General features: G+C 61.4%; 18 protein-coding genes. 4 read left to right on the forward strand and 14 right to left on the reverse strand.

Annotated elements, in window-relative coordinates; translation table 11 throughout:
• Window positions 1–169: 169 nt before the first annotated feature.
• From pyrF to ispG, 3 genes are all read right to left on the reverse strand, one after another.
• Window positions 170–892 (reverse strand): orotidine-5'-phosphate decarboxylase, encoded by a 723-nt coding sequence (gene pyrF, locus KP001_RS09250; RefSeq protein WP_217289231.1) that lies wholly within the window; start codon window positions 890–892, stop codon window positions 170–172.
• A gap of 159 nt (window positions 893–1,051) precedes the next feature.
• Complete coding sequence (locus KP001_RS09255; protein WP_217289232.1) at window positions 1,052–2,773, reverse strand: proline--tRNA ligase; 1,722 nt, start codon at window positions 2,771–2,773, stop codon at window positions 1,052–1,054.
• A gap of 157 nt (window positions 2,774–2,930) precedes the next feature.
• Window positions 2,931–3,977 carry a flavodoxin-dependent (E)-4-hydroxy-3-methylbut-2-enyl-diphosphate synthase gene (gene ispG, locus KP001_RS09260; protein WP_217289233.1) on the reverse strand — a complete coding sequence of 349 codons (1,047 nt, stop codon included), beginning with the start codon at window positions 3,975–3,977 and terminating at the stop codon, window positions 2,931–2,933.
• Between the two features lie 158 nt (window positions 3,978–4,135).
• Between ispG and KP001_RS09265 the strand changes: the two genes are divergently transcribed.
• Window positions 4,136–4,789 (forward strand): hydrolase, encoded by a 654-nt coding sequence (locus KP001_RS09265; protein WP_217289234.1) that lies wholly within the window; start codon window positions 4,136–4,138, stop codon window positions 4,787–4,789.
• Window positions 4,790–5,210: 421 nt separating this feature from the next.
• Window positions 5,211–7,031 carry an amidohydrolase gene (locus KP001_RS09270; RefSeq protein ID WP_217289235.1) on the forward strand — a complete coding sequence of 607 codons (1,821 nt, stop codon included), beginning with the start codon at window positions 5,211–5,213 and terminating at the stop codon, window positions 7,029–7,031.
• Window positions 7,032–7,035: 4 nt separating this feature from the next.
• On the opposite strand, the gene KP001_RS09275 is transcribed toward KP001_RS09270, so the two are convergent.
• The gene (locus KP001_RS09275; protein WP_217289236.1) at window positions 7,036–7,560 is read right to left on the reverse strand and encodes a YbhB/YbcL family Raf kinase inhibitor-like protein; all 525 of its coding nucleotides are present in this window, start codon (window positions 7,558–7,560) and stop codon (window positions 7,036–7,038) included.
• 516 nt (window positions 7,561–8,076) lie between these two features.
• On the opposite strand from KP001_RS09275, the gene rlmD reads away from it, so the two are divergent.
• Together rlmD and KP001_RS09285 are read left to right on the forward strand one after the other, a co-directional pair.
• Window positions 8,077–9,420, forward strand: a complete 1,344-nt coding sequence (gene rlmD, locus KP001_RS09280; protein ID WP_217289237.1) for a 23S rRNA (uracil(1939)-C(5))-methyltransferase RlmD — start codon at window positions 8,077–8,079, stop codon at window positions 9,418–9,420.
• 197 nt (window positions 9,421–9,617) lie between these two features.
• Window positions 9,618–10,823 carry an HD domain-containing protein gene (locus KP001_RS09285; protein ID WP_217289238.1) on the forward strand — a complete coding sequence of 402 codons (1,206 nt, stop codon included), beginning with the start codon at window positions 9,618–9,620 and terminating at the stop codon, window positions 10,821–10,823.
• A gap of 263 nt (window positions 10,824–11,086) precedes the next feature.
• Here the strand turns inward: KP001_RS09285 and KP001_RS09290 are convergent, their stop codons facing one another.
• From KP001_RS09290 to KP001_RS09335, 10 genes are all read right to left on the reverse strand, one after another.
• Entirely contained in the window at window positions 11,087–12,304 is a 1,218-nt protein-coding gene (locus KP001_RS09290; RefSeq protein ID WP_217289239.1) for an HD-GYP domain-containing protein, read from the reverse strand.
• A gap of 289 nt (window positions 12,305–12,593) precedes the next feature.
• Complete coding sequence (locus KP001_RS09295) at window positions 12,594–13,142, reverse strand: 2-oxoacid:acceptor oxidoreductase family protein (RefSeq protein ID WP_216500655.1); 549 nt, start codon at window positions 13,140–13,142, stop codon at window positions 12,594–12,596.
• A gap of 19 nt (window positions 13,143–13,161) precedes the next feature.
• Window positions 13,162–13,974: a 2-oxoacid:ferredoxin oxidoreductase subunit beta gene (locus KP001_RS09300; RefSeq protein ID WP_129126502.1), complete on the reverse strand. Its 813-nt coding sequence runs from the start codon at window positions 13,972–13,974 to the stop codon at window positions 13,162–13,164.
• A gap of 1 nt (window position 13,975) precedes the next feature.
• Window positions 13,976–15,109: a 2-oxoacid:acceptor oxidoreductase subunit alpha gene (locus tag KP001_RS09305; RefSeq protein ID WP_217289240.1), complete on the reverse strand. Its 1,134-nt coding sequence runs from the start codon at window positions 15,107–15,109 to the stop codon at window positions 13,976–13,978.
• Window positions 15,110–15,130: 21 nt separating this feature from the next.
• Complete coding sequence (locus tag KP001_RS09310; RefSeq protein ID WP_129126504.1) at window positions 15,131–15,322, reverse strand: 4Fe-4S binding protein; 192 nt, start codon at window positions 15,320–15,322, stop codon at window positions 15,131–15,133.
• A gap of 175 nt (window positions 15,323–15,497) precedes the next feature.
• A complete protein-coding gene (mdh, locus tag KP001_RS09315) occupies window positions 15,498–16,451 on the reverse strand; it encodes a malate dehydrogenase (RefSeq protein WP_217289241.1) in 954 nt (317 codons plus the stop codon).
• 64 nt (window positions 16,452–16,515) lie between these two features.
• On the reverse strand, window positions 16,516–18,744 hold the full coding sequence (locus KP001_RS09320) for an NADP-dependent isocitrate dehydrogenase (RefSeq protein ID WP_217289242.1): 2,229 nt from the start codon (window positions 18,742–18,744) through the stop codon (window positions 16,516–16,518).
• 551 nt (window positions 18,745–19,295) lie between these two features.
• On the reverse strand, window positions 19,296–19,985 hold the full coding sequence (locus KP001_RS09325) for a LysM peptidoglycan-binding domain-containing protein (RefSeq protein WP_217289243.1): 690 nt from the start codon (window positions 19,983–19,985) through the stop codon (window positions 19,296–19,298).
• 12 nt (window positions 19,986–19,997) lie between these two features.
• Entirely contained in the window at window positions 19,998–21,782 is a 1,785-nt protein-coding gene (gene aspS / locus KP001_RS09330) for an aspartate--tRNA ligase (RefSeq protein WP_217289244.1), read from the reverse strand.
• A gap of 203 nt (window positions 21,783–21,985) precedes the next feature.
• A complete protein-coding gene (locus KP001_RS09335; protein ID WP_217289245.1) occupies window positions 21,986–22,708 on the reverse strand; it encodes a FadR/GntR family transcriptional regulator in 723 nt (240 codons plus the stop codon).
• Window positions 22,709–22,710 lie beyond the last annotated feature (2 nt).

Genomic DNA, 22,710 nt, shown 5'->3' on the forward strand with positions numbered 1-22,710 from the left:
AATAGGTGGAGCTTCCTGGCGCGAGTTTTATCTCCTCACGGGAAGCTCCTACATTACTGTTCCCGGCCCCCGCGCCCCCTCCCTGTCCATCCCCCGGGGCGGGAACTGACGCGGAGGCGACGGTGAAACGGGGGCGAATGATTATTCGCCCCTACAGTGGACGCGATGACTAACCGGCTACGATTTCGTCGACGATCTTCTGGGCGGCTTCGGCCGGGCTCTGGGCGGCGGCGATGGGACGACCGATGACCAGGTAGTCGGAGCCTGCCCTGACGGCTTCGGCGGGGGTCATGATACGCTTCTGGTCGTCGGCGGAGGCAAAACTCGGACGGACGCCGGGGGTGACCACCAGGAAGTCCTTGCCGCAGGCCTCCCTGATCAGGCCCACTTCCTGCGGAGAGGCGACCACGCCGTCGACACCGGCGCTCTTGGCTAGCTTGGCGAGCTTCACCACCATCTCGGGGACCGGGAGGTCGATACCGATACCGCGCAGAGTCTCTTCGTTGGAGGAGGTGAGCACGGTGATGGCGAGGACCTTGGGACGCGCGGTGCAGCCGCTGAAGTTCTTGTCCAGGGTCTCCATGGTCTTGTTCATCATCTCGTAGCCACCCATGGCATGCAGGTCGCACAGCTGGACGCCGAGATTGGCGGCCTCGAGGGCGGCCATGGCAACGGTGTTCGGGATGTCGTGGTATTTAAGGTCGAGGAACACCTCGCCGCCGCACTTCTGGATCATGCGGACAGCGGCCGGGCCGCAGGCGGTGTAGAGCTGCTTGCCGACCTTGAACATGCCGACGTGCTGGGAAAGGAGCTCGGCCCAGTACTGGACGTCGCTGAATTCCTTCACGTCCATGGCGAAAATGATCTTCTTGATTGCTTCTTCTCTAGTCATAGTCAAATCCTTAAAGTCAAAACCGTTAGCCACGGAGAAAATCTGAGGACATCTGAGAAAACCAACCCGTAAAAAGTTTTAGACTGGTTACCCCAAAGGCTTTTGACTTCTCTGTCTCCGATTTTCTCAGATTTCCTCCGTGGCCAATGGTGTTAAGGTTTATGCCTGCAGTGCCTCTTTGACGGCGGCTTTCACCTTGGCTACGGCTTCGGCGATGGGCAGGATCTCCACCTCGCCACCCCTTCTCTCCTTCAGCTCGACTTTGCCTTCGGCGAGAGTCTTGGCGCCGACCACAATCCGCAGCGGGATACCGATCAGGTCGGCGTCCTTGAACTTGAAGCCCGGACGCTCATCGCGGTCGTCTAGCAGCACTTCCACTCCCGCTTCCAGGAGCTCGTTGTAGATCTGCTCGGAGGCGGCCTTCACTTCGTCATCTTTTGCGGAAAGCGCGGATACGATGCAGTGGAACGGCGCGATGGGAATAGGGAAGATGATGCCGTTCTCGTCGTGGTTCTGCTCGATGCAGGCGGCCACGGTACGCCCGATGCCGATGCCGTAGCATCCCATGAAGATGATCTGCTCTTTGCCGTTGGCGTCGAGGAAGCTCGCGTTCAGCGCCTTGGAGTACTTGGTCCCCAGCTTGAAGACGTGGCCGACTTCGATACCGCGCCAGATCTCCAGCTTGCCGCTGTCGCAGCGCGGGCAGGGATCGCCGATGACCACGTTCCTGATGTCGACGTATCCGTCGACGTTGAAGTCGCGCCCGATGTTGACGTTCTTCAGATGGGTATCGGCGGCGTTGGCGCCGGTGACGAAGTTGTGCATCCCCTGCAGCGAGAGGTCGGCGACGACCTTCACCTTGCCGGCGAGGCCGACCGGGCCCGCGTAGCCGGTGGGTGCGCCAGTCACCTTGAGGACCACGTCGTCTTCTGCCATCTCCAGTTCTGCCGCACCGAGGTGGTTCTTCAGCTTGATCTCGTTGAGGTCGTAATCACCGCGCACAAGTGCTACGACCGGTTCGCCGTCGGCGACCAGCACCAGGGTCTTCACCACCTGGGTCGCGTTGACGCCGAGGAAGGCGGAAACATCTTCGATGCTCTTTTGCCCGGGGGTAGCGACGTGCTCCATCGGGCGGGGATCGGCGTGTTCCACCGCCTCGCTCTTCCTGGTCTCGGCCTTCTCCATGTTGGCCGCGTACTCGCAGCAGGAGCAGGAAACGATGGCGTCCTCGCCGGAGTCGGCCAGCACCATGAACTCGTGGGAGTAGTTACCGCCGATGGAACCAGTGTCGGCCTCGACGGCGCGGAACTTCAGGCCGCAGCGCTCGAAGATGCGGCGGTAGGCCTTGTACATCTTCTCGTAGGAGACGTCCGCACCCGCCTCGTTCACGTCGAAGGAGTAGGCGTCCTTCATTATGAACTCGCGGCCGCGCATAAGGCCGAAGCGCGGGCGGATCTCGTCGCGGAACTTGCCCTGGATCTGGTACAGGTTGATCGGCATCTGCCGGTAGCTGCGGATCTCCTTGCGGATCAGGTCGGTGACAACCTCTTCGTGGGTGGGTCCCATGCAGAACTCTGCGTCCTTCCTGTCCTTGAAGCGCAAAAGTTCCTTGCCGTAGAATTCCCAGCGCCCCGACTCCTTCCAGAGTTCGGCCGGCTGCACGGCGGGCATCAGGAGCTCGATGGCCCCTGCGCGGTTCATCTCCTCGCGGACGATCTGCTCCACCTTGCGGATGGAGCGCAGCCCCAGTGGCAGGTAGTTGTAGATGCCGGCGGCAAGTTTCCTGATCATGCCGGCGCGCAGCATCAGCTTGTGGGAGATGACCTCCGCGTCAGAGGGGGTTTCCTTCACGGTAGGAATAAAGTACTGGGAATAACGCATTAGATGGACCTCTGAGTGAATTTAAAAGCAAAAAGTAAAACTGTTAGCCACGGAAAAAATCTGAGAACTTCTGAGAAAACCGAAACGAGACAGGATTTACACCAAAAGTCTTTTGCTTCTCTCAGATTTTCTCAGATTCCCTCTGTGGCTGATGGTTTTAGGGTTTTAACACTTCCTCGACCAAGGCATCGGCCAGCTTGTCCTGGGGGACTTTGCGCAGGATCTCACCATGCTTGAAAAGGAGCCCCTCTCCCCTGCCTCCGGCGATGCCAAAATCGGCTTCACGCGCCTCACCGGGTCCGTTCACGGAACATCCCATGACGGCCACCGTAATGTTCTTGTCCAGGTGCGCCAGGCGCCGCTCGACTTCCTCGGCTACGGGGATGAGATCGATCTGGCACCTGCCGCAGGTCGGGCAGGAGACGAAGTTGATGCCGCGCTGCCGAAGCCCCAGCGACTTGAGGATGTCGTATGCGACACGCACCTCGTGCACCGGGTCGCCGGTGAGCGACACGCGCATGGTGTCGCCGATCCCCTGGTGCAGCAGGATCCCCAAGCCGACGGAAGACTTGATGGTGCCGGAGAATATGGTGCCGGCCTCGGTGACGCCGATGTGCAGCGGGTAATCGACCGCATCGGAGAGAAGGCGGTACGCCTCCAGCGTCCGCAGCACGTCGGACACCTTGATGGAAATTTTGATCTCCTGGTAGTTGAGCTCTTCCAGGATCCGGACGTGCCCCAGGGCGGATTCTACCATCGCCTCGGGAGTCGGATGCCCGTACTTGACCAGGAGTTCCTTCTCCAGCGATCCGCCGTTGACACCGATCCGGATCGGGATCTGTCGTTCGGCCGCAGCCTTGACCACCTCGGCCACCTTCCAGCGCTCGCCGATGTTGCCGGGGTTGAGGCGCAGACCGTCGACGCCGGATTCAAGGGCCTTCAGTGCCAGCTTATAGTCGAAGTGGATGTCGGCGATAAGCGGCAGGGGACTGCCAACTTTTATGGCGGCCAGGGCCTGGGCGGCGTCCATGTCGGGTACCGCGCAGCGCACGATCTCGCAGCCGGCTTCGGCTAGACGGCCGATCTGATCAAGGGTCGCTGCGATGTTTCTCGTGTCGGTGGAACACATGGACTGTACGGAGCAGGGAGCGCCGCCACCGATCGGCACGTTGCCTATCTTTATCTGCCTGGTGAGCTTTTTCATAGCGGGACATAGTAGCTAAATCTATGGGGAAAAGCAAGGAGGATCACCCCCCACCGTCACTGCGACGGGCAGCGGCAACTGGCAAATTCCTGCGCCACTAATTAGCCAGAGGACTATACTGTGCCTATTGGAGGTAAAAGACACAGGAGGTAGCTGTCATGAGTAAACTGGATCTGCTAAACCCAACCAACAGCGCGGTCATCTTCATCGACTTCCAGCCTCAGATGACTTTCGGAGTCTCAAGCATAGACAGGCAAACGCTTTTCAACAACGTGATACTGCTGGCCAAAGCAGCAAGGATATTCCACGTCCCTACCATCCTCACCACCGTCGAGACCAAGAGCTTCTCCGGCAACATGTGGCCCCAGCTTCTGGACATCTTCCCGGACAACGACATCATCGAGCGCAGTTCCATGAACTCCTGGGACGATCCCAAGTTCGTTGAGGCGGTGCAGGCAGCAGGACGAAACAAGCTGATCATGGCGGCGCTTTGGACCGAGGTCTGCCTCGCCTTCCCCGCCTTGGACGCCATGAAGGCGGGGTACGAGGTGTACGCGGTGGAAGATGCTTCGGGCGGCACCAGCGTTGCGGCGCACAACGCGGCAATGCGCAGGATCGAGCAAGCCGGGGCGGTACCGATGACTTCTCTACAGGTGTTGCTGGAGTACCAAAGGACCTGGGCCCGCAAAGAAACCTACGACGAGGTGATCGCTGTAGTGAAGGAACATGCCGGTGCCTACGGGCAGGGGGTCGAGTACGCCTACACCATGGTGCACGGCGCGCCGGCCAGCCGTGGTTCATTGAGGAAGTAGCAGTTGAACATACCCTCACCCTCTGGGAGAGGGTGGCCGCAGGCCGGGTGAGGGAGAGTTTTTCCGCTTATCAACTCCGTGGCAACGCCCTCACCCCAGCCCTCTCCCAGGGGGAGAGGGAGTATGGGCAGGGACTGGGCGCAGGTTGAAGGTTATACCCAACGGCTGTGCTCCGGCGCACCGGCCAGCCGCGGTTTACTGAGGAAGTGGCAGCTGAACATACCCTCGCCCTCTGGGAGAGGGTGGCCGCAGGCCGGGTGAGGGAGAGTTTTTCCGCTTATCCAACTCCCTGACAACGCCATCACCCAGGGGGAGAAGGAGTATGGAGCAGGGCCTGCGGCGCATGTTGAAGGTTTCCCAAGGGTTGTACTTCCGGCAGACAGGGGTGCTCCGTGACTGCTTCTTTTTGAGGAGGCAAGACATGAAAGGACCGGACCTAATTCTATTTAACGGCAAAATCAGCACGCTGGACGCACAAAGCCCGGACGCCTCTGCTATCGCGATACGCGACGGCAAAGTGGAGACTCTCGGCGGAGAAGAATTGACCGCGACAGCGGATGACAACACTCAATTGATCGACGCGAAAGGGCGCCGGGTGATCCCGGGGCTGAACGACTCGCACATACACGTTATCCGGGGGGGACTGAACTTCAATATGGAACTGCGCTGGGACGGCGTCCCATCCCTCGCGCTGGCTTTAGAGATGCTCATGGAGCAGGCGAAGCGCACCCCGCCGCCGCAATGGGTTCGGGTTATCGGCGGCTGGACCGAGTTTCAATTCGCGGAGCGCCGCATGCCGACCCTCGATGAGCTGAACCTGGCAGCGCCCGACACCCCGGTGTTCATCCTGCACCTGTACGACCGCGCCTTGGTGAACCGGGCTGCTCTGCATGCGCTCGGCTACGGCAAGGACACGCCTGATCCGCCAGGGGGGATGATCGAGCGGGACAGAAACGGCAACCCCACCGGGCTCTTGATCGCGAAGCCGAACGCCATGCTGCTCTACTCGAGTCTCGCCAAGGGACCCAAGCTGAACTTCGAGGACCAGGTGAACTCGACGCGCCACTTCCTGAGGGAGTTGAACCGGCTCGGGCTTACCAGCGCCATCGATGCCGGTGGCGGTTTCCAGAACTACCCCGACGACTACCGTGTCATCTATGAGTTGGCCAAGGCGGGAGAGCTCCCGTTGCGCATCGCCTATAACCTGTTCACGCAGCACCCCAAGGGCGAGTTGGCCGATTTTTCGCAGTGGGTCACCATGACGCAACCGGGACAGGGGGACGATTTTCTGCGCATGAACGGTGCCGGCGAGATGCTTGTTTTCTCGGCCGCCGATTTCGAGGATTTCCTGGAGCCGCGCCCGGACCTCCCCGCGATGATGGAGGAGGAGCTAGCAGCGGTGGTGCGGCTGCTGGCGGAGAAGCGCTGGCCGTTCCGTCTGCACGCTACCTACAACGAATCGATCACGCGCTTTCTGGACGTCTTCGAGGCGGTGAACCGGGAGGTCCCGTTCAACGGGCTGCGCTGGTTTTTCGACCACGCCGAGACCATTACCCAGGAGAACCTGGAGCGGGTCAAAGCGCTGGGCGGCGGTATCGCCATACAGAACCGGATGGCCTTCCAGGGCGAGTATTTCCTGGACCGCTACGGCGAGCGGGAAACAGCACATACGCCGCCGGTCCGCAGCATGATGGCTATGGACATCCCGGTTGGCGCCGGCACCGATGCGACACGGGTGGCGAGCTACAACCCGTGGCTGTCGCTGTACTGGCTGGTCAGCGGGCGCACCATCGGCGGGACGCTGCTCTACCCAGAGGCGAACCACCTGAGCCGCATGGAGGCGCTCAGAATGTACACCGAGGGGAGCAGCTGGTTTTCCGGTGAGGAGGGGAAGAAGGGAACCTTGACACCCGGCGCGCTGGCAGACCTGGCGGTCCTTTCCGCGGATTACTTCGAAGTCCCCGAGAAGGAGATCAAGGCGATCGATTCGGTGCTGACCGTGGTCGGCGGGAAGGTGGTGTACGGCGGCGAGGAGTTCGGAAACCTGGTGCCGCCGCTGCCGGTGAGCCCGGACTGGTCGCCGGTGGGGAGTTACGGCGGTTACCATCGCGGTGATGCGTCGGGTGCGTCGGCTCCCCTCGCCATGCGCGAGCAGGCCGCCCCGTCACACCGCCACACGCGCATCTGGCTGCCGCGACAGCGGCGTTTCTGGGACCTCGGCTGCGATTGTTTCGCCTACTAGGCCCTCAGCGGTGCGCAAACACCCCGAGTAACTCGGCCTGCGCCAGGATCTTGCCGCGCATGGCGCGGTCGAGTTCCAGCCTCGTGCTGTTGGAGGGGAGGTCCAGGCGCTCGGAGAGTGCGTAGAGGCGAAAATAATAGCGGTGCTGGCCTGACGGGGGACAGGGGCCTCCGTAGCTTTTGCGCCGCCAGCTGTTCACCCCCTGCTCCGCACCGTGCGGCACCCTCCCTTGCACGATCTGCTTGGTCGCTGGCTCGATGTTCCAGAGCACCCAGTGCACCCAGGTACCGGCAGGCGCATCGGGATCGTCCATGACCAAGGCGAGCGACTTGGCTTTCTTGGGGACATCGGCAATGGCGAGCGGCGGGCTGGTATCGGAGCCGTCGCAGCTGTAAACAGATGGGATCTTGCCGGCATGCTTGAAAGCGGGGCTGCTTAGTTTAAGCCGCGCCTCCTCGGCCTGCACCGATACCGCAACGAAGAGCGTCAGCAAAAAAAACCAACGGATAATCTTTCCCAATCCACCCATGGTCACCTCCAATCTATCTTTGTCTGGCGGTCCGACCTCGTACCCAGTATTCCCAATATCTGCGGTAAGGGATTACAGGGTCCAGTCTAGCGGCTTAAAGTCAGCCTGCAATGAATTTCCTATGACAATTCGGCGGTTGACAGGAATGCCGTTTCCCTTTAAACAAGAGGGATGAAAAATAAAAGCGACGCACCCAAAAGAGATAGAGTAAAGCATCCCTCAGGAGCTGGAAAGCCTGGGCAATCCCTTGCAGCTCGCAACTCCACCCCTGGAAACACCGCAACGGCCGGAGCCCATCCCTCCAAGACAAAGCCTGCAGGTCCCTCTGCTGCATCCTTTACCGGCAAAAAAACACGCCCAGCCCCTGCAAAGCCGCGCGACCAGCGCGACCCTGAATATTTCAAAGCTCCCCGGGCTCCTGAAAGCAAAGCAGCCGCCAAGCCGGCCCGGGTCGACAAGGGGGCACGCCCTGAGCGTGAGCGCGAGGAGCGGAAGCCCGCCCTGAGAAGTGGCCAGGTGCTGGAGCTCCACATCACCTCCACCAACGACGAAGGGTTCGGCGTCGCCAACCACGAAGGGACGCGAGTTCTGGTGGCGGGCGGTCTCCCCGGTGAAGCGCTGGTGGCGAAGATCACCTACGTAGGGCGCAGGGAATCCTTCGCCAACATCATCAAGACCCTCAAAGCCTCTCCTGACCGCAACCCATCCCCCGCCTGCAAAATGGGAAGGGCCTGCGACGGCTGCGGCCTGATGCAGATGCGCTACCCGGCCCAGCTTACCTGGAAGAAGGGACTGGTCACCAGGCAGATCCGGAAGTTCCCGTCGCTTTCCGACGCGGTGATCCACGATACCATCGCCTCCCCCAGCGAGCTCGGCTACCGCAACACCGCCAAGCTGGTGGTGGCGGGGAAGAACAACGACCCGGTGATCGGCATATACCGGCGCAACAGCCACGACGTGCTGGAGATCGCGGACTGCGCCCTGCACCACCCGCTGATCAACAAGGTGGTGAAGGCCGCTAAGGCGGGGATCAAGAAGGGCAAGGTGCAGATCTACAACCCCAAGAGCGAGATGGGGCTGCTGCGGTACCTGGTGGTGCGGGTGGCCGAGCAGAGCAACAGGGTCATGGTGGTCTTCGTGACCACCGACGAGGGGTACAACGAGATGCACCACCTGGCCAAGTTCATCCAGCAGGCGGTGCCCGAAGTTGCCGTGGTGGCGCAGAATATCAACACCTCGACCGGCAACGTGATCTTCGGCCACAAGGACCGCTCCATCACCAAGGCGCAGACTCTGAAGGCCTACATCGGGGACAAGAGTTTCAACCTGTCGCCGCATTCCTTCTTCCAGGTGAACAGCGGCGCGGCCCGCATCATCTACGAGAAGGTGCGCGACTTCGCCCGCCTGACCGGCAAGGAGCGGGTGATCGATCTTTACTGCGGCATCGGTGGCATCTCGCTGTTCCTCGCGGACAAGGCGCGCGAAGTCGTGGGCATCGAAGTCGTAGATGCGGCGGTCGCGGACGCCACCGCCAACGCGGCCATGAACCGTGCGGACAACTGCAGCTTTGAGGCAGGCGACGCCGTGCATCTCATCGACGAGATCGGACAGGAAGGGGGCGCCGACCTGATCGTGCTGAACCCGCCCAGGAAAGGTTGCGACGAGAAGGTGCTGAAAAGCGTGGCGGCTATCAAGCCGCAGAGGATCATCTACGTCTCCTGTTCGCCGGAAACGCTGGCGCGGGACCTGGATATCCTGGCACAGCTCGGCTACAAGACGCTCGAGGTGCAGCCGGTGGACATGTTCCCGCAGACGGTGCACGTCGAGGACGTGGCGCTGCTGGAAAAGGCTAAGGGTTAAAGGGCTTTCAGGCCTGACGCAAGACGCGAAGCCGTTGAGGCGCAAAATCGCCAGCGAAACTTCATCCATACCCTCTCCCCCTGGGAGAGGGTGGCCGAAGGCCGGGTGAGGGCTCTGGCGCGGCCAGGTCCCTCCTTCGTGGCAACGCCTTCACCCCGCCCCTGTCCCGGGGGGAGAGGGAGGGAACTGAGGCATTCTTGGACCAGTTGATCTCGCAACTGAAAGCTTTTTTCCCTAAACACCTGCACGCTTCCATCTTCATGGTGGGCGGGATGGTGCGGGACGTCCTGCTCGGAGTCGACTGCCAGGACGTGGACCTAGCCGCGGCGGTTCCCGTTCAGGAACTCACCGCCCTGGGCTTTCGCCTGGTGGAGTCGAAAAGCACCCCCAACATCTACTTCCGGTTCAAAGAACCCTTCGGCAAAATCGAGGTAACCTGGCTCCCCTCGCTGGACGCCCTCCCTGACGACCTCTCCCGCCGCGACTTCACCGTGAACGCGATGGCTATGCCGCTTAGCGGCCAACTCTCTGATCCCCTTGGCGGCGAACCCGACCTCGCGCGGCGCGTCCTGCGCTGTTGCAGTCCCACAAGCCTCACGGACGACCCTTTGCGTATCCTGCGCGCCTTCCGTTTCGAGTGTGAAGGCTGGCGCCTTGACGCGGAGGCGGAAGCCGTACTGAGGAGCCGGGACTGGACTCCCGACCTGCAACGGATCCCCATGGAGCGGTTCTCCCAGGAGTTGCTGAAAGCTGTAGGGAAGGACGACCCGTCCCGTTTTTTCCGCCGTATGCTGGAGTTCGGGATCGGCATCAACTTCCTCCCCGAGATCTTCAGGATGCCCGATATCCCTGCTGGACCGCCGCAGCATCACCCGGAGGGTGACCTGTTCACGCATTCGCTGCAGGTCCTGGACCGAATGGCGCAATTGACGCCGGATCCGACCGCACGCTTCTGCGCCCTTTTCCACGATTTGGGGAAGCTCTACACGCCACCGGAACTCCACCCCAAGCACCACGGGCACGACGCGTTGGGCGCCGAGCAGGTACCTGCCTTCTGCAAAAGGCTGCGTCTGCCGGTCGCGCTGCAACGCGCGCTGCAGGCGGTCAACAGGCTGCACAATAACGCCAACCGGTGGGAGGAACTGCGGGATTCAACCAAGATCAGGCTGGCGCTCGATGCCATCAAAGGGGGGATCCAGGATTTCCTGCCGTTGCAGGTGGCGGCGGACTTTCATGCATCCATGCCGGGATGGGAGGAGGCGCTGGAAGTGGCGAAGTTGAACGCGGCGCAGTTGGGAATAGATCCAGGCCTGCTGAACAACAAGGAGGTACCGCCCGAGAAGCTGCAGCAGATCATCATGCAGCACCGGGTGGAGCGGTTGCACAGAGGCACCGGAGCGTAAAACCTGCCATCACCCCGTCCCTCTCCCGACGGGCGAGCGGACGTACTTTCCCTTCCCGCTGTAGTGGCGCCCTTCTCACCACTAGCTTCCGAGCAAGCTACCGAGGCGTCCCCGCCCCCGGAGGGGGAGGGACAGGGAGGGGGCTCGTGCGTTCATCCCCCTCCAATCCTCCTCCTTCCAGGCATCTCCCCACCAAGGTAAGGTTGCGGAACGCTACATCCTCGCAGCCCTCCCCTCGCGGTTCCTTACCGCAAATCCCTATTTTATTTCGACGGGTCAACGGCGCGGTCGAGGCCCAGCTTGAGCACGGAACTGTCGTAGATCATCTCAAACATGTGCTCTATCCTGAAGAAGGCTGCCAAAACTGCGGGATCGAAATGCGCGGCGGGGTTGATCCGGTCGTCTCCGTTTCTGAATACGTCCAGGGTTTCCTGGTGGGTCATGGCCCCCTTGTAACTGCGCCGGGAGCGGAGGGCGTCGTAGACATCGGCCACCTTCACGATGCGACCGGAGATCGGGATCCTCTCCCCCCTGAGCCGCTTGGGATAGCCGGTGCCGTCCCAGTTCTCGTGGTGCGAGATGGCGATCTCCCTGGCGATCCTAAGCCTGGGGGAGTCCCCTATGATCTCGGAGCCGTACGCGGGATGCTGGCGCACCAGCTTCATTTCCCTCGGGGTCAGCCTCCCCTCTTTCAGCAGGATCTCGGTGGGGATGCGGATCTTCCCCACGTCGTGCATCTGCGCAGACAAGGAGATGTCCTCCACGAATTCGGTATTGAACCCCATGTTGGCCGCGAGCGCCCCGGCATAGCGGTTGACCCGCACGATGTGGCGCCCGGTGTCCGGCTCGGCAGCCTCGCAGGCCCGTGCCAGCGCGTGGATGGTGTAGTGGAAGGCATGTTCGGTCTCGCGCATGCCGTTGGAAACGGTCTGCAGGGATCCTATCATGACTGCGGCGCTTCGAAGTACATCGGCATCGTATTCAGTCACGTGTCCGGCGTAGTTGAAGGCCTCGATCACACCGCGGACGTCGCCGCTGATCCGGCAGCTCACAAAATTGAGGATGGGCTCTCCCATGGCCGCCACTACCTGGGGATGGAAAAAGGTCTGGAACTCCTCTATGCTGGCACAGCTGTCCGGCCAGTTGAGCGCCACAGCCTCGCTCCCCCCTTCGACCATGAGGAGACTACTTGCGTAAGTGGAACCGGGTTCGATGGTGATCGGGTCGGAGCGTTCCAGGAGCGCGCCGTGTCTCAAGTGGAAGACGCGACCGTTGCAGCAGACCGAACCGGGCCCTTCGTTGGCGATCAGTATGCCGCGCGGGCCTCGACGGCCGTTGCCGCCAAGCAGTTTCCCGAGCACTTCGTGGTACAGTTCGTCACTGTTGAACTTGCGGCGGGTCAGGTCCTTCAGCGCCTCGTCGGTCAGTCCGATGAGATCCAGAGTCTGTCTGAGGGCAAGGTGACACAGTTCCTGGGGCATGCATTCTTCCTTTAAGACCGAAGTGTATCTGCGGCCTATTCTTTATAGCTGATCAGTGGAAGACTTCAATGGCTTTAAATTTAACGCGAAGACGCGAAAGCGCAAAGAGTGCTAACCCACAGCACAAGAAGATCTGAGACTGACCCCCTGAGGTATCTGCTTTTGCTTGTCCCTTTGCGACTTTGCGTCTTTGCGTTAGGTAAGAGTATTTAAAGCCTTAAGGCTATGGATAAAAAAAGGCCCGGCTGTTTAGGCCGGGCCTTTCCTGTGTCGCTGGATGTCAGGACGATTAGGCGCGTGCTGCCATGGCCTTCTCGTAACCCATCTGGAACGCCTTCTTGTTCAGCTCCATGAAAGCCTCCGGCACGCGGGCCAGGACCGCCTTCTCGGCGCCTTCCTTGGTGACCACACCGGTCAGTGCCACCATGGCGCCCAGCGCCACGATGTTGGCCACGATCTCACGACCGACTTCGTTCTTGGCGGTGTTGATGATCGGGAAGGCTACGGTGTTGAAGTTCCCTTTCGGGATGTTCTTCACCAGGTCGGAGTCGATCAGCAGTACGCCCCCTTCCTTCAGGTCGTGGGAGTACTTGTCGGCTGCTTCCTGGGTCAGGGCGAGCAGCGCGTCGACCACGGTCGCTTTCGGGTAGTCGATCATGGTGTCGGAAACGATGACCTCCGACTTGGATGCGCCCCCCCTTGCCTCGGGGCCGTAGCTCTGGGACTGAACTGCCTGCTTGCCGTCGTAGATGGAAGCGGCTTCTGCCATGATGACGCCGGCGAGGATGAGACCCTGCCCACCAGCCCCGGAAAATCTGATTTCATATCTCTGAGACATCTGAGGTTCTCCTCCTTTGTTATTTCTTGGCGCGCTCAATGACCTTCGCGTATTCGTCGGTGTAGTTCGGACGCTCTTCCTTGTACAGAACACCGGTGAGGATCTTGCCTTCCAGCTGCTCGGCAGTCATCTTCTCGGCGGCCTTGACCGGAACGGCGATGTCTTTCAGGCGGTTCATCATCTCGATGACCGACTTGAACTTGTTGCGGCGACCGTAGGTGGTCGGGCAGTCGTCCAGGATCTCGACGACGGAGAAGCCCTTGTGCTGGATGGCTTCCGCGATCAGCTTGTCGATCTGGGTCGCGTGGTACGCGGTGCCGCGAGCGACGAAGGTGGCGCCTGCGCCGATGGCGAGCTTGGCGACGTCGAACGCCGGGTCCGGGTTGCCGTACACGGTGGTGGACGCCTTGGCGCCGGTCGGGGTGCAGGGGGAGAACTGGCCGCCGGTCATGCCGTAGATGTTGTTGTTCATGATGATGTAGGTCATGTCGATGTTACGACGGCAGGCGTGGATGAAGTGGTTGCCGCCGATCGCGGTACCGTCGCCGTCGCCGCCCACCAGGATGACGTTCATCTCCGGCTTGGCCATCTTGACGCCGGTCGCGAAAGCGGCGGCGCGGCCGTGCGCGGTGTGCAGGGTGCAGAAATCCATGTAGCCGGGAAGACGCGATGCGCAGCCGATGCCGGAAACGATGGCGGTGTTGTTCTTCTGAAGACCAAGGGTGTCGATCGCGCGGATCAGGCCCTTCATGACAATGCCGTGACCGCAGCCCGGGCACCAGATGTGCGGCAGCTTGCCGGGACGGATGTACTTATCGTAATCAAAAGACATGTTACTTAACCTCCTTGATCTTTTCGAGGATCTGCCCCGGGTTGATCGGCTCGCCGTCAACGCGGAAGATGCCGTGGACCGCTGCCTTACCTTCTGCGCAGCGCTTCACTTCACCGGTGCACATGCCGAGGTTCATCTCCGGAGTGATGAACGCCTTCACCTTGCCGGCGAGAGCGGCGATCTGCTTCTCCGGGAACGGCCAGAAGGTCTTGATCCTGAAGAGGCCGGCTTTGATACCCTGTTTCCTCGCCTCGTTCACTGCGAAGCGTGCGGAACGGGAAGTGGAGCCGTAAGCAACGATGGCGACTTCGGCGTCGGCAAGTTCGTACTCTTCAAACTGGACGATGTCGTCGATGTTGGCGTCGACCTTGCGCACCTGGCGCTCTTCCTCGGCCTGCACCCAGGCGGCCTTGGTGGTCGGGAAGCCGTCCTGGCCCTTGTTGAGGCCGGTCACGTGGAAGCGGTAGTCGCTGCCGAAAGCGGCCAGCGGGGGCACGTCGCCGAAGCTGGTGTCGTACGGCTTGTACTCGGCCGGCGAAACGCTCGGAGCGGTCCTGTTGATGACTTCCAGCTCGCCCGGCTCGGGGAACACGATGCGCTCACGCATGTGGGCGACGATCTCGTCCGGCATGACCATGACCGGGGTGCGGTATTTCTCGGCCAGGTTGAAGGCGCGCACGGTCTCTTCGAAGAGTTCCTGCACGGAAGCCGGGGTCAGGCAGATGGCCGGGTGGTCACCGTGGGTGCCCCACTTGGCGCACATGACGTCGGACTGGGAAGGACCGGTAGGCATACCGGTGGAGGGGCCGCCCCTCATGACGTTGACGATGACGCACGGGGTCTCGGCGATGCAAGCGTAGCCGATCAGCTCCTGCTTGAGCGAGAGGCCCGGACCGGAGGTCGCGGTCAGTACTTTGGCGCCGGTAAGGGAAGCGCCGATGACGGACGCCATGGCACCGATCTCATCTTCCATCTGGATGAATTTACCGCCGATCTTCGGAAGCTCGACAGACATAACCTCTGCCACCTCGGTAGAGGGTGTAATCGGATAACCGCCGAAGAACGTGCACCCGGCGTAGAGTGCCCCCTGTGCGGCAGCTTCGTTCCCCTGAAGGAATGCAACTTTTTTAGCCACTTTCATACCTCCTAAGATTGTTTACGATACTTTGATTGCAAAGTCAGGGCATCTCAGCTCGCACTGCATGCACTTGATGCAGGCCTCAAGGTTCTTGACGCTTGCTACAAAGCCCTTCATTTCCAAGACCTTGGTGGGGCAGAATTCCACACAGATGTGGCACCCCTTGCAGTACTTCTCGATGATCTCGATGTTCGCCGGTGTTTTCTCCATCAACGTAGCTCCTTTGACAAATTGCCCTCGCAGGCTGTGCAAATTGTGGGGTTATAACACATAGTGTTTACAAAATGCAAGTGCTCGGATTTTGGCCCAAACTGTCTGTTTTTGTAAAAAGGGGGTAGAGAGGGGAAACCTCCCTACCCCCTGGTAGTACGACTCAAGCTGCCTGTTACTTCATGGAACCAACGAGTTCCTTAACGGCGGCAACCGACTTATCCATCATGGCCTGCTCTTCGGCATCCAGTTCGAACTCGAGGATCGCCTCGACGCCGTTCTCGCCCAGGACGCAGGGAACGCCGACGTAGAAGCCTTTGACGCCGAACTCGCCGTTCAGGTATGCGCAGGTCGGGAGAACGCGCTTCTGGTCCTTCAGGATGGACTCTGCCATGCAGATGGCGGAGGAAGCCGGGGAGTAGAAGGCGGAACCGGTTTTCAGCAGGGCGACAACCTCACCGCCTGCACCGCGGGTCCTCTTGACCATGGCGTCCATGATTTCCTTGGCCTTGGCCTTGTCCTTGTATTTCTTCTCGAGCAGTTCCATGACCGGGATGCCGTTCACGGAGGCGTAGCGCACCAGCGGCACCATGTCGTCGCCGTGGCCGCCCAGGGTCATCGCGTTCACGTCCTTGACGGAGACGCCCAGTTCCCAGGCGATGAAGGTCTTGAAGCGGGCGGAGTCGAGGACGCCGGCCTGGCCGATGACGCGGTTGTAGGGGAAGCCGGTGATCTTCTGGCACAGGGTGACCATTGCGTCGAGCGGGTTGGAGATGACGATGACGAAGGAGTTCGGCGCGTGGGCCTTGATCCCCTCGGCAACGGAGGTCATGATCTTGGAGTTGACCTCGATCAGGTCGTCACGGCTCATGCCCGGTTTGCGCGGCAGACCTGCGGTGACGATGACGACGTCGGCGCCGGCGATGTCCTCGTAGCTGTTGGTCCCCTTGAGGCAGCAGTCGAAGCCGTCAACCGAGCCAACCTCGGCGATGTCCAGCATCTTGCCCTGCGGCAGCCCTTCCACGATGTCGAACATCACCACGTCACCCAGTTCACGCAGAGCCGCAAGCTGAGCAAGGACGCCGCCGATCTGACCACCACCGATAAGTGCGATTTTCTTACGTGCCATGTTTTGTTCCTCCGTTAATTAAATGGGATGTCTGTCGTACACGGAAAACTACTGTTTACGCTTCTTAGACGATTGAGTCAATAATCGCGTTCAGGGTTGCGCTGGGACGCATAGCCGCTTCGGTCTTCTTGTCGTCCGGGTGGTAGTAGCCGCCCATGTCCACCGGCTTGCCCTGGGCGCCGATGAGTTCGGCGTTGATCTTCTCTTCGTTTGCCTGCAGCTCCTTGGCGACCTTGGCGAAACGGGCGGCGAGGTCGGCGTCCTTGGTCTGGGCGGCGAGGGCCTCGGCCCAGTACATGGCGAGGTAGAAGTGGCTGCCGCGGTTGTCGATCTGGCCGACCTTACGAGCCGGGTTCTTGTTCTGATCCAGGAACTTGGTGTTGGCGACGTCGAGGGTCTCGGCGAGGAGTGCCGCCTTCTCGTTCTTGAAGGTGGCGGCCAGGTGCTCGAGGGAGACGGCCAGGGCCAGGAACTCGCCCAGGGAATCCCAGCGCAGGTACCCTTCCTGCTGGAACTGCTGCACGTGCTTCGGAGCGGAACCGCCCGCACCGGTCTCGAAGAGGCCGCCGCCCGCCAGAAGCGGAACGATGGAGAGCATCTTCGCGGAGGTACCGAGCTCGAGGATCGGGAACAGGTCGGTCAGGTAATCCCTGAGGGCGTTGCCGGTCACGGTGATGGTGTCCTTGCCGGCCTTGGCCCTGGGGAGGGTGAACTTCATCGCTTCGACCGGGGACATGATGTGCAGCTCAAGCCCGGTGGTGTCGTGGTCTTTGAGGTAGGTGTTCACCTTCTCGATCATCTGCGCGTCGTGGGCGCGGTTCTTGTCCAGCCAGAAGACGGCCGGGGCGCCGGTTGCGCGGGCGCGGCTAACGGCAAGCTTGACCCAGTCGCGGATCGGGAGATCCTTCGCCTGGCAGCCGCGCCAGATGTCGCCCTGCTCGACCTGGTGCTGGATCAGCACTTCGCCGGCGGCGTCGACTACACGCATGGTGCCGTTGAGCGGTGCGACGAAGGTCTTGTCGTGGGAGCCGTACTCCTCGGCTTTTTGCGCCATGAGACCGACGTTCGAGGTTGCGCCCATGGTGGTCGGGTCGAACTGGCCGTTTTTCTTGCAGAAATCGATGCACTCCTGGTACCACTCGGAGTAGCTGGTGTCCGGGATGACGCACTTGGTGTCGGCGAGCTTGCCGTCCGGGCCCCACATCTTGCCGGAATCACGGATGACGACCGGCATGGAGGCGTCGATGATGATGTCGTTGGAGGCATGCAGGTTGGTGATTCCCTTGTCGGAGTCGACCATGGCCAGCGGCGGCTGTTTCGCGTAGGTAGCCTGAATGTCTGCCTCGATCTCGGCCTTCTTGCCTGCCGGGAGCTTGTCGAGCTTCTTGTAAAGGTCGCCCAGACCCAGGTCCGCGTTGACGCCGATTTCTTTGAAGGTCGCCTCGTGCTTCTCAAAGAGGTCCTTGAAGTAGACCGTGACGAAGTGCCCGAAGATGACCGGGTCGGAGATCTTCATCATGGTGGCCTTCAGGTGCACGGAGAACAGGATCCCTTTGGCCTTGGCGTCGTCGATCTGCTCCTGGATGAATTTCCTGAGGGCGCGCACGTTCATGAAGGAGCCGTCCAGCACCTCGCCTGCCTGCAGCGGGAGCTTCTCCTTGAGCACGGTCACGTTGCCGAGGTTGTCGACGAACTCGATCCTGGCGGTGGTGGCCTCTTTCAGGGTCACCGACTTCTCGCTGTGATAGAAGTCGCCGGCGCTCATATTGGAGACGTGGCTCTTGGAATCGGAGGACCAGGCGCCCATCTTGTGCGGGTGCTTCTTGGCGTATTCCTTGACGGCCTTGGCGACGCGGCGGTCGGAGTTACCTTCCCTGAGGACCGGGTTGACGGCGGAGCCGAGTACCTTGGCGAAACGGGCGTGCAGCGCCTTCTCTTCGTCGGTCTTGGGCTCCTCCGGGTAGTTGGGGATGTTGTAACCCTGGCTCTGCAGCTCGGCGATGGCGGCTTTGAGCTGCGGGATGGAGGCGGAGACGTTGGGGAGCTTGATGATGTTGGCTTCCAGCTTCTGGGTCAGCTCGCCCAGGTAAGCCAGCTCGTCGGCGATCTTCTGCTCCGGGGTCAGGTTCTCCGGGAAGTTCGCGATGATCCTGCCTGCCAGGGAGATGTCCCTGGTCTCGACCTCGACGCCGGCTGCCTTGGTGAAGGCGTTGACGATGGGGAGCAGGGAGTAGGTTGCCAGTGCGGGGGCCTCGTCGATCTTGGTCCAAACGATCTTAGTCTGTGTTGTCATGATCTCTCCTTGGTTTTAATGCGCAGCACAAAATGCAAAAGTGGTGGGCAAAGCCACGCTGCCATCGCCCGACATGGTGTTTTATTCGCTTTCTGGAGCCCGTCAACAACCATCCGCCCGCCCCGAGTGAGGGGCCATCACGGCGACTCTCGAAATATATAAGGGATTATGGGATGTTAGCAGGATAAACTTGGATTTCAAATTTTGTATACAGTATACAAAACGTTTTTCACTGTCAAGGGAAAATCTGGGTGAATTCCGTGAGGATTTAAATAGGAAACGAAAGGGGCCCGGAAAGGCGGAACCGCCCGGGAAAGTGCGGAACCGCGTCCGAGCTCGAAGCGAGTGCAGGAAGGGGGTGATGAAAAGCCGCGTCAGAGCTCGAAGCGAGCTAAAAATACAGCGGAAAAAAGGAGGACGGGGCCGGTACACCGGGGAGGCCGGGGGATCCCCCGGAAGGTGTTTCGCCCCCTGCCCCGCGTTCAGCGGTGAGCGAATCGCGCTCCGGACAAAATACCGTTCAAAAATACCGTCTAACAGACCGGCGCGTCTCAGTGCAGCGGTCGCTCCTGGGCGAAACGCCGCGCCTCGGCGAAGTCGTCCCGACCGAGGTTTCTCGGAACCCGCAGCACCTGGCCGGGCCAGATGTGCTTGGGGTCGCGGATCTGGTCCCGGTTGGCGCGGTAGATCAGGGGCCAGAGGTTGCGGTCACCGTACACCTCGGGGCGCGATGCGATGAGCGGCAGCGACTCGCCGCGGCGCACGGTCCAGGAGGCGACCTGGGGGGGCTCCTTCACCACGGGGCGGGCCTTGCGCCGCTCCGCCTCGGCCGCCTCCCGGCGCGCCCTCTCGGCCACCTGGGCCTTGGCCAGTCGTTCCTCCTCCAGGCGGGCCAGCCGCTCCAACTCGGCCCGCCGGCGCTCCTCGGCCAGGCGCGCCGCCTCGGCCAGGCGCCGGGCCTTTTCCGCTGCCACGTCCTGCTCGAGAACCTCCCCCTTCAGGACCGTCAGCTGGAAGTAGCGGTCGGCCTCCTCCTGCTCCCCCTCCATCAGGTAGGCATCGCCCTTGAGGAAGGCCTGCAGGACACTCGCGTACTCGGCCGGGCGCAGCCGCTCTCCCCCCTCGAGTTTCAGCTGGTCCAGCTTGGCGGCGGCTTCATCGCGAAAACGCGGCGGCTGCGTTGCGCAGGCCGCCGCTGAGAGAGAAAGCAGCAGGATTATGAAGCGGGCCCAAAGCCTCAAAGAGACGCCGCCCTACTGCTTCGCGGCGAGACGGATGCCCAGGTCGCGCAGCTGCAGCGTATCGACGCCGGAGGGCGCCTCGGACATGAGGCAGGCCCCCTTCTGGGTTTTGGGGAAGGCGATGACGTCGCGGATGGAGTCGGAACCGGTGATCAGCATCATGAGACGGTCCAGGCCAAAGGCGATGCCGCCGTGCGGCGGGGTGCCGTACTCGAGGGCATCCAGCAGGAAGCCGAACTTGCTGCGCGCGTTCTCCTCGGAGAGCCCCAGCATCTTGAACATGAGGGACTGCACCTCTTCCTGGTGAATCCTGATGGAGCCGCCGCCTATCTCGTTGCCGTTCAGGACCAGGTCGTAGGCCTTGGCGCGGCAGCGGCCGGGGTCGCTCTCCACGTACTGCAGGTCCTCGTCCATCGGCGCGGTGAAGGGGTGGTGCACGGCGGCCCAGCGCTTCTCCTCCTCGTCCCACTCGAGGAGCGGGAAGTCGGTGATCCAGACAAAACGGTACACGTTCGGGTCGGTGAGCCCCATCTTGGCGGCGAGGTGGTTCCTGAGCTTGCCGAGCGAGTCGTTGACCACCTTGGGCTTGTCGGCCACGAACAGGAGCAGGTCCCCTTCCTGCGCGTCGAACGCCTTGTCCATGGTGGCGATCTCTTCAGGGGTGAAGAACTTGGCGATCGGGGACTGCCACCCTTCCGCGGTCATCTTCACGTAGGCAAGCCCCTTGGCGCCGTAGATCTTGGCGAATTCGGTGAGATCGTCGATCTCCTTGCGGCTCATGGCGCCGGCGCCCTTCACGTTGATCCCCTTGACGATGCCGCCGCCGTTGACCACATCGGCGAAGACCTTGAAGCCGGAACTCTTGACGATGTCGGAGAGCTCCACCAGCTCCAGGCCAAAGCGCAGGTCCGGGTTGTCGACGCCGAAGCGGCGGATCGCCTCCTGGTAGGTCATCCTCTGGATCGGGAGCTCGACCTTCACGCCGCGCGCCTCGGTGAAGATGCGGGCCATGAGCCCTTCCATCACGGTGATGATGTCCTCGCGGTCGATGAAGGACATCTCGCAGTCGATCTGGGTGAACTCCGGCTGACGGTCGGCGCGCAGGTCCTCGTCACGGAAGCAGCGCACGATCTGGAAGTAGCGGTCGAAGCCGGAAACCATGAGGATCTGCTTGAAGAGCTGCGGGGACTGCGGCAGGGCGTAGAACTCGCCCTTGTTGATGCGCGAGGGGACCAGGAAGTCGCGGGCCCCTTCCGGGGTCGACTTGGTGAGGAACGGGGTCTCCAGCTCAAGGAAGCCGTTGTCAGTCAGGTAGGAGCGGGTGAGCTGGGCCACCTTGGAGCGCAGGATCAGGTTCTGCTGCAGCTGGCCGGTACGCAGGTCGAGGTAGCGGTACTTGAGGCGGATGTTCTCGTTGACGTCGACAAAGCCGTCCAGGGTGAAGGGAAGCGCCTTGGAGGGGTTCAGGAGCTTGCACTCCTTCACCAGGACCTCGACCGCGCCGGTCTTCATCTTCGGGTTGACGGTCCCTTCCGGGCGGGCGGCAACGGTACCTTTGATGGCGAGCACGAACTCGTTGCGTGCGGTCTCGGCCTTGGCGTGCGCCTCGGAGTTCCTTTCCGGGTCGAAAACCACCTGGGCGACGCCGTCCCGGTCGCGCAGGTCAACGAAGATGAGCCCGCCGTGGTCGCGCCGCTTGGCTACCCATCCCATCAGGACCACGTCCTGACCGATGTGCTCGGCCCGCAACTCGCCGCAATAACTGGTTCTCTTCCAATCGCCCAGAAAATCTATCATTGAAACCCTCCTTGGTTTTATCTGCAGGGAAATAAATCGCGTAACTATAACCAAAAACAATTTTCGCTTCAACCAAAAAGCACCCCCGCACCGGGATCAGGCGAGCTCCCGCCTGCCGCGGCCGGCACGGCAGAGAGGTGAGGCGGAGGCAAAAAAGGCCCGGCAGAACTCTACCGGGCCTTTCGGAGCTTTAACTGGCGCCGCTACTCGGAGCCGCGCATGGAGACGTAGGCGGAACAGCGCTTCTGCGCGAAGTCGAGATGCTCCAGCATCGCCGCCCTGGCGCCGTCGGCGTCGCGGTCGCGGATCATCTCGTAGACCTTTAGGTGGTGATTAAAGAGCAGCCGCTGGTCTTCCTCGGTGAGGTAGACGGCGCGCCAGACATCGCGTTGAAACTCCTGCATGGCCTCGAAGATGCTCTGCATCATGTGCGACCAGACCACATTGTGGGTGGCGCGGGCCACCAGCATGTGGAAGTGGGCGTCGAAGTCCTCGGAGTGCTTCAAATCCTCAAGGTTCTTCCGCATCCCTTCGATGACGGCCTCGAGACGCCGGATATCCTCGGGGAGCGCCCGGGTCGCCGCGTACCATGCGGTCCAGGATTCCATGCCCTTGCGCACCTCGATCACGTCGAGGGCACGGTCGCCGTCGATGCGGATCAACTCGCTGAGCGGCATGCCGGCCGAGTTCTCAACCAGGGAGCGGACCAGCGTCCCTCCCCCCTGATAGGTCTCCACCAGGCCGGACGAGGTGAGGATATTGAGCGCTTCACGCACCGAGGGGCGGGAAACGCCGAACAACTCGGCCAGTTCGCGCTCGGGTGGAAGCTTCTCGCCCGGGTTGAACTCACCCGCCAGAATCGAGCTGCGGATCTGTTCCGCGATCTGCGTCGACACCTTTTTGGGTTTAATCGGCGTAAATTTCATGA

Origin of the sequence: Geomonas subterranea, assembly GCF_019063845.1 — a bacterium.
In the GTDB taxonomy this organism is placed as follows: Bacteria; Desulfobacterota; Desulfuromonadia; order Geobacterales; family Geobacteraceae; genus Geomonas; species Geomonas subterranea.